This window comes from Pseudomonadota bacterium, from assembly GCA_034189865.1.
Lineage (GTDB): Bacteria > Pseudomonadota > Gammaproteobacteria > UBA5335 > UBA5335 > JAXHTV01.
Genome location: JAXHTV010000029.1, coordinates 23,054 through 29,353, shown reverse-complemented (window position 1 = coordinate 29,353; position 6,300 = coordinate 23,054). Strand labels below are relative to the sequence as shown.

6 protein-coding genes are annotated in these 6,300 nt (G+C 59.2%); 1 reads left to right on the top strand and 5 read right to left on the bottom strand.

Translation table 11 applies throughout. The features are described from left to right. The first annotated feature begins 9 nt into the window (after positions 1 to 9). A complete protein-coding gene (locus SVU69_11610) occupies positions 10 to 318 on the top strand; it encodes a glycosyltransferase (protein ID MDY6943641.1) in 309 nt (102 codons plus the stop codon). Between the two features lie 48 nt (positions 319 to 366). Here the strand turns inward: SVU69_11610 and SVU69_11605 are convergent, their stop codons facing one another. From SVU69_11605 to SVU69_11585, 5 genes are read right to left on the bottom strand one after another with little or no spacing between them, the layout of a single operon-like run. Beyond that, entirely contained in the window at positions 367 to 1,542 is a 1,176-nt protein-coding gene (locus SVU69_11605) for a glycosyltransferase (protein ID MDY6943640.1), read from the bottom strand. Then, positions 1,539 to 2,984: an MOP flippase family protein gene (locus SVU69_11600; GenBank protein ID MDY6943639.1), complete on the bottom strand. Its 1,446-nt coding sequence runs from the start codon at positions 2,982 to 2,984 to the stop codon at positions 1,539 to 1,541. Before SVU69_11600 ends, SVU69_11605 begins: the two co-directional genes overlap by 4 nt. 24 nt (positions 2,985 to 3,008) lie before the next feature. Continuing rightward, complete coding sequence (locus SVU69_11595) at positions 3,009 to 3,647, bottom strand: acyltransferase (GenBank protein MDY6943638.1); 639 nt, start codon at positions 3,645 to 3,647, stop codon at positions 3,009 to 3,011. Next, positions 3,644 to 4,822, bottom strand: a complete 1,179-nt coding sequence (locus tag SVU69_11590; GenBank protein ID MDY6943637.1) for a DegT/DnrJ/EryC1/StrS family aminotransferase — start codon at positions 4,820 to 4,822, stop codon at positions 3,644 to 3,646. Before SVU69_11590 ends, SVU69_11595 begins: the two co-directional genes overlap by 4 nt. Positions 4,823 to 4,850: 28 nt before the next feature. Next, entirely contained in the window at positions 4,851 to 6,257 is a 1,407-nt protein-coding gene (locus SVU69_11585) for a TIGR03013 family XrtA/PEP-CTERM system glycosyltransferase (protein ID MDY6943636.1), read from the bottom strand. Between the last annotated feature and the right edge of the window lie 43 nt (positions 6,258 to 6,300).

Here is a 6,300-nt window from a genome sequence, read left to right as displayed (position 1 = left end):
TAGCCGCATTTGCCCCGTTCGAAGGGTTCGTCGGGCAGGGGCAAATGCGGCTATAAGCTGATTCAGTATATGGCCAGTGGCAAACCGGTGATCGCCTCTCCCGTGGGCGTGAACCGGGAGATCGTCAGCGACGGCGTAGACGGCTATTTGGCGGTCAACATTGAGGAGTGGCTGAATGCGCTTAAGAATTTACGCGACTGGCCCAATCTTCGTTGCAGCCTGGGGAAGGCCGGTCGACGCAAAGTCGAGGCACACTACTGTCTGCAGGTGACGGCGCCACGCTTACTGAGCGTGCTCCAACGCGCGGCCGGACACTAAACCCGGCAAGCCGATCGGTCTTCCCCAGCGATCGGTCACACATTCTGCTCAACGCAACTGCTGATAGATCTCGGCCAAAGCCTCACCTTGGCGCCGCACATCGTACGCCGCCTCCACATGCTTGCGTCCCGCCGTGAGCATGGAAGCCCAAGCATCCGGCTGATCGAGCCACCGATTCATGACCGCTTCCAGCCCATCCACATCCCGCTCGGGCGCCAACCAACCGGTGCGCCCTTCCAGAATAACGTCCGGCACGTCGCAGTGACGGGTCGCAATCACCGGCATCCCGCTGGCCACCATTTCAATCAAAACCACCGGCACGCCGCCTTCGGTGTCGCCATCGGCCGCCGTCACACTGGGGGAAAGAAAAACATGATGATCATGGGCCAGCTCCCACAAAACCGACTGCGGCTGATACCCCACCCTATTGGTGAACTCAGCCAGGCCGGAATCTGCGATGGCTGAGAGAATGCGCTGCTTCTCAGCCTGGCTCGCCGCGTCCGAACCCGCATCGCCCATGATGGTCAATTGCACGGGCATTTTTCGGGCGATACGACCCAGCGCCTCAATGCCGTAGGGCAAGCCTTTTTTCTCCCGAAAGCTTGCCGCTGCCAACACTTTCAGCGTCTCGCCGGGCCGCCATGATCGAGGCTGAAACGGGATATGCTGCAACTCCACACCCAAATGATGCACACGAATGCGATCCTCGCCGCATCCCAGCTCCGCCACCCGGGCCGCCATGTGACTGCCTTCGCATAGAACGCGATCGACCCCCGCGAATAGCTCGGCATACCGCCCGCGCCAACGGGAATCCTGAGTGGGCAGCATATTGACGTCAAAACCGTAAAAAGTGACCACATGGGGAATATTGAGCGCGCGCGCCACCGCCGCATTGGCCCAACCCACATGGCCGAAATGGGAATGCATCAGCTGCGCGCCGGCGTTGCGTGCCGCCGCCGTGACAAAGCCGTAGTGATGCCGCCACCCAAGCCGACGGAGCAGCTTGTCCCCATAAATGCGTCGTTTCGATGCCCGCGAAAAGCTGGACACATGCGGCCATGGGAACTGATCCAGGTTCTCATCGGTGTCGCACACCACGTGGCTCTCGATCCAAGACGGCAAATAGCGCAGCTGGTTGTACAACCATGTTTGCGTCTGGGGCAGCCAGACGGGAACCCGGTGCAGCACAGTCAAACCGCTAGAGCCAACCTCACGATGATTCATCTGCCCCGCTCCAGCAGCAAGCGGCGCAGGTCGCGTAAATCCTCAGCCCGAACGAGCCAGGTCAACAGCGCATAGACGAGCGCACCGAAAAGAATCTGGCCCACTAAAATGCCCACGTGAGCGCCGGCAAAGCGCGGAATCACCGCGACGCTGAGCGCCATGGCCAGGGAAATCGCCAGCGCCGGCAATACGCTCGCATAGTATTGCCACAGACACGGCTCCAGCACCCGTCGGATCAACACCGGATAACTCAATACGAAATATAAAATCTGCAATAGCAATAGCGCCAAGGCCACCCCCGGCGCACCGCCCAACCGGGCACCGAGCAAAATCCCCGGCACCTGAAAAAACACCAATGCCACGTTGGCATAAAAGCCCAAGTCCGCCCGCCCTTTCGACAGCAACAGAGCGCCCATAGGGTTGCCTGTGGAACGGAACAAGGCCACCCCGGCCAGCAACTGCACCAGAATCACCGCCGGTGTCCAGCGCTCGCCCAAAACCAACGGCAACAACAGTGGCGCAACGGCAGCCAAACCCAGGAGCAGAGGAAAATTGACGGTACTCAACAAGCGCTGGGTGAGCAGGTAACCCCGGCGGAGTCGGGTTTGCTCATTTTGTACCCGCGCAAACAAAGGAAAGGCCACACGGGTCACGATGGGGTTAATCTTGGTCACCGGCTGGATCACCAAATTCCACGCCAGATTGTAGTACCCCAGTGCCTGCGCCCCCAACAGGCTGCCAATCAGCATTTGATCCAAGCGCGAGTTGAGAAAATTGACGCTCCGCTCACCCATCTGGAACAGGCCAAAACCCACGTAACCATGCAGATCGCCAGGGCGAAAATGCAGCGACGGGCGGTAGTCGACCCAACCGATGGCAAGCAGGATCATCGCTTTGGTGGCCGCGTTGGCCAACTGACCCCAAACCAACGCATACACCCCCTGCCCGAACCAAGCCGCGGTAATCGCAACGGCGAGCCCCACCGTCGCACCACCGATTTCTAGTAGTGCGATGGGTCGAAAACGGGTGTCACGCTGCAGCAGAACGAAAAACTGCTGACCGACGGGAATCACCAGAAACAATGCGGCGGACCATGCCAGCGGCTGTGCCAATCGAGGCTCGGCAAAAAAAGCGACGATTGCCGGCGTCGACGCAAGGATGATCAGGTAGATGAGTAGCCCAAAGGCCAGATTGAGCCAGTACAGGGAAGAGAGCTCGTCTTGCGTGGACTGCTGCCGGTAGATGATTGCGTTGCCGATGCCCATGTCCGCATAGGCCTGAGCGAAGCCCAACACCACCATAATCATGGCCATCAAGCCGAAATCTTCAGGGCTCAGGAGATGGGCCAGAACGCCGATCTGCACGAACTGAATGCCGGTTGTGGCCAGACTGGAGGCGGCGGTCCACTTGGTGCCGGACACGGCGGCTCGCCTTAGCGACACACTCTACCCTCCATGGCTACGGCGTCACCGACCCATTGCGTCGTCATCGGGCCGTTGCCACTGTTCGTACCAGGACTGGAGTTCGGAATGTCGCCTGAGCAGACGTTTGTCCAAGGCGCGGATGTCGCCGGTGGGCTCGGCCGGCGAACCGCCCACCACCTGGAACGGTGCTACGTCCTTGGTCACCATCGCGCCGGAACGAATCACCGCTCCGTCACCAATCGTCACGCCCGGCAGAATATTCACATGATGTCCGATGAGGACATAGCGCCCCACCCGAACCGGTGCCGTGGAGAACCCCACCTTTTCGTCTTCCGGCACCTCCAGGTAGTGGCGCCCATAGAGGCGTATCGCGGCGTGAGAGGAATGGGTAAACAGGCCGGACCAGGCGCCGATTTGCGTGCCTTCACCGATTTCCAGTCCGCCGGTTCCGTCCAACAGGCTGTAGTGCCAAACCCAGACCAGGTCCTCGATGACGACATTCTGTGGCCGTTGAATGCAGACGCTGTCGCTCATTCGCACGTTGGGACGCCACAGGCCGCGCCCATCTTGGTAACCGCGAATCATGCGCGGCATGGCCCGCGCTCGCCGTGCCGCATTGAGGCGTTTCCGCAGGCCGAGGCGAACCGCGTCCGGCAACAAGCTGGAGATGAATCGCCTCATCCGCTAAGTTCCTGTCGAACGGCACGAATGACATCGTTCACGTCCGCATCGGTGAGTTTGGCGGACAACGGCAAGCTGACCGTGGTGCGGCCAATGCCCATGGCATGGGGATAATCCTCCGGACGCCAGCCGAAGGTCTGCTGGTAGTACGGATGTTCCGGGATACTCAGATAATGAACACCCACGCCGATGTTGTGGTGGGTCATTCGATTGAGAAACGTATCCCGCGCCATGGGCGAGTGGGCCTCATCAATCAGAATTGTGAACAGATGATAGGCGTGGCGCTGATCGTCAGGGACCGGCGCGGGCAGCGTCACCGGCAAATCGGCCAACTCGCGTTGATAGCGATCCCAGATTTGGGCGCGGCGTGCCCAGGCAGATTCCACACGCGCCAGTTGATGGATACCGATGGCCGCTTGCAGATCCATCATGTTGTATTTGAAACCGCACTCGACAACCTGATAGTGCTTGTAACCCTCATCGGCGAAACGTTTCCAGGCGTCCTTGCTCATGCCGTGTAAACCCAGGGTCTTGATTCGTGCCGCCGCCGACTCATCCCGGGTCAACACCATACCGCCCTCGCCCGTGACGACATTTTTGGTCACATAGAAACTAAAGCAGCCGAAATCGCCAAAGGTTCCGGCGGGACGACCGTGATATTCAGTCTCAATGGCGTGGGCGCAGTCCTCGATGAGCTTCAGCCCGTGGCGCTCCGCCAGCGCGGTCAAAGCGTCCATCTCGCACGGCCGGCCGGCGAAATGCACGGGAAGAATCGCCCGGGTTCGCGGTGTCATCCGCGCCGCGACTTGATCGGGATCGATGTTCATGGTCACCGGATCCACATCGGCCAATACCGGTGTCGCGCCGGCATGAACGATGGCGTTGACCGTGGCGCAGAAGGTCATGGGCGTGGTTATCACTTCATCGCCCGGCTGAAGACCGGCGGCCAAGATACTTAAATGCAAAGCCGCTGTGCACGAATTCAGCGCCACCGCTTGGTTGGCACCTTTATAGGCCGCGAACTCGCGCTCGAAGCGCGCGACCTTGGGACCTGTTCCAAGCCAGCCGGTCCGCATGCTGGCCACCACTTCCTGGATTTCTTCTTCCCCGATCAGGGGCGCGCCGAATACCAGAAAATTATCGTGGGAGCGGATGGGGGGATCAGAGCGGGACATAGATCATTTCCATGAGGAAGCGGGTCAATCAGCGGGCGCCCTTGCCAAACAGCACGACTTCGACCGTTTGGAGAACAATCATCAGATCAAACAACAGACTCTGTTTTTTCAGGTAGTACAGCTCATATTGCAGTTTCTCCAGCGCATCTTGTTCAGTCGCACCGTAGGGATAGTTGAGTTGGGCCCAACCCGTGATCCCCGGCTTCACGCGGTGACGTTCCATGTAGTACGGGATACGCTGCGCCAATACCTCGACGAACTGCGGTCGTTCAGGCCGCGGTCCGACGAAACTCATATCACCCCGAATGACGTTAATGATCTGGGGCAGCTCGTCAATTCGAAACTTGCGCATGAAACGTCCCACGCGCGTAATCCGCGGATCATCCTCTTCGGCCCACTGGGCGTTGCCGAACTTTTCCGCATCGACGACCATACTGCGGAACTTGACGATCTCGAACGGTTGGTTGTCTTGACCGACTCGCGTCTGGCCGTAGAAAACCGGCACTCGCCACCCCTCAGTAGCCCAAATGGCCAGGGCCGTAATCAACATCACCGGCGCAGCCACCACCAGCAGCGCCAAACTGGCCGCAATGTCGAGCACCCGCTTGCCGGCACGAAAGAAGGCGTCTCCCCCGTAGCCTTCCGAGAACACCAGCCAACTCGGGTAGAGGAGGTCCAGATGAACCTTCCCGGTTTCCCGTTCCACGAATCCCACCGCATCACTGACCCGGACACCCTGCATTTTGCATCGGAGCAATTCAGAGACCGGTAGTTGACCGCTGCGGTCATCCATTGCGACCACGATCTCATCAATCCCACGGGTCGTCACGACATCGCTAAGCGCCCCTTCCAGTGTGTCGGCGGAGCCAAGATCGGCGTCTTGCGCATCACCCGGCACCCGGATGAATCCAATTAAACGATAGCCCCGGGCACTTTCGTTCTTCGGCAGATGGGCCAGCATCTCCCCAGCTTTAGCCCCCCCCCCCAGGATCACGATGTTCGGCTTGAACAGACTCTCGTCGGTAAATTGATGGAACAGCAAATGAGCGAATGCCGCACCAAAAAACGAAATGATCAGCGCCAGACCCAAAATACCGCGACCGACATACAACGCCGGCACGGCATAGAAGAAAAGAACCAAGGCAACGCCGCCGAACAAGAAACTGGCGGCCAACCGCACCAGAATTTCCTCATTGCGCATTCGGGTCCAACGCTGGTAGAGCCCCATGGAAAAAAGGCTTAATAAAAGTGCGATCGAAAAAACCAAGGCCTTGGGCATCAAAGGGGCCACGGTGGCCACGCCTTCCGCCCCAACGTGGGCAAAGCGTAAGTAAGCAGCGAGATAGATGGACCCAAAAAAGAGCACAAGCTCGGTCGCGGCGAGCAGAATGAAACGTGCGTGGAAATATTGCTTGAGGGTACGTATCGCGGTCATCCGGATCCTGTCATCGTGGTGATGCAGCCGATGAGAATAACAC

Bases quoted from the DNA above. Each gene is read 5' to 3' on its own strand.
- SVU69_11605 (MDY6943640.1), bottom strand. From the start codon at position 1,542: ATGAATCATCGTGAGGTTGGCTCTAGCGGTTTGACTGTGCTGCACCGG.
- SVU69_11595 (MDY6943638.1), bottom strand. From the start codon at position 3,647: ATGAGGCGATTCATCTCCAGCTTGTTGCCGGACGCGGTTCGCCTCGGC.
- SVU69_11590 (MDY6943637.1), bottom strand. From the start codon at position 4,822: ATGTCCCGCTCTGATCCCCCCATCCGCTCCCACGATAATTTTCTGGTA.
- SVU69_11585 (MDY6943636.1), bottom strand. From the start codon at position 6,257: ATGACCGCGATACGTACCCTCAAGCAATATTTCCACGCACGTTTCATT.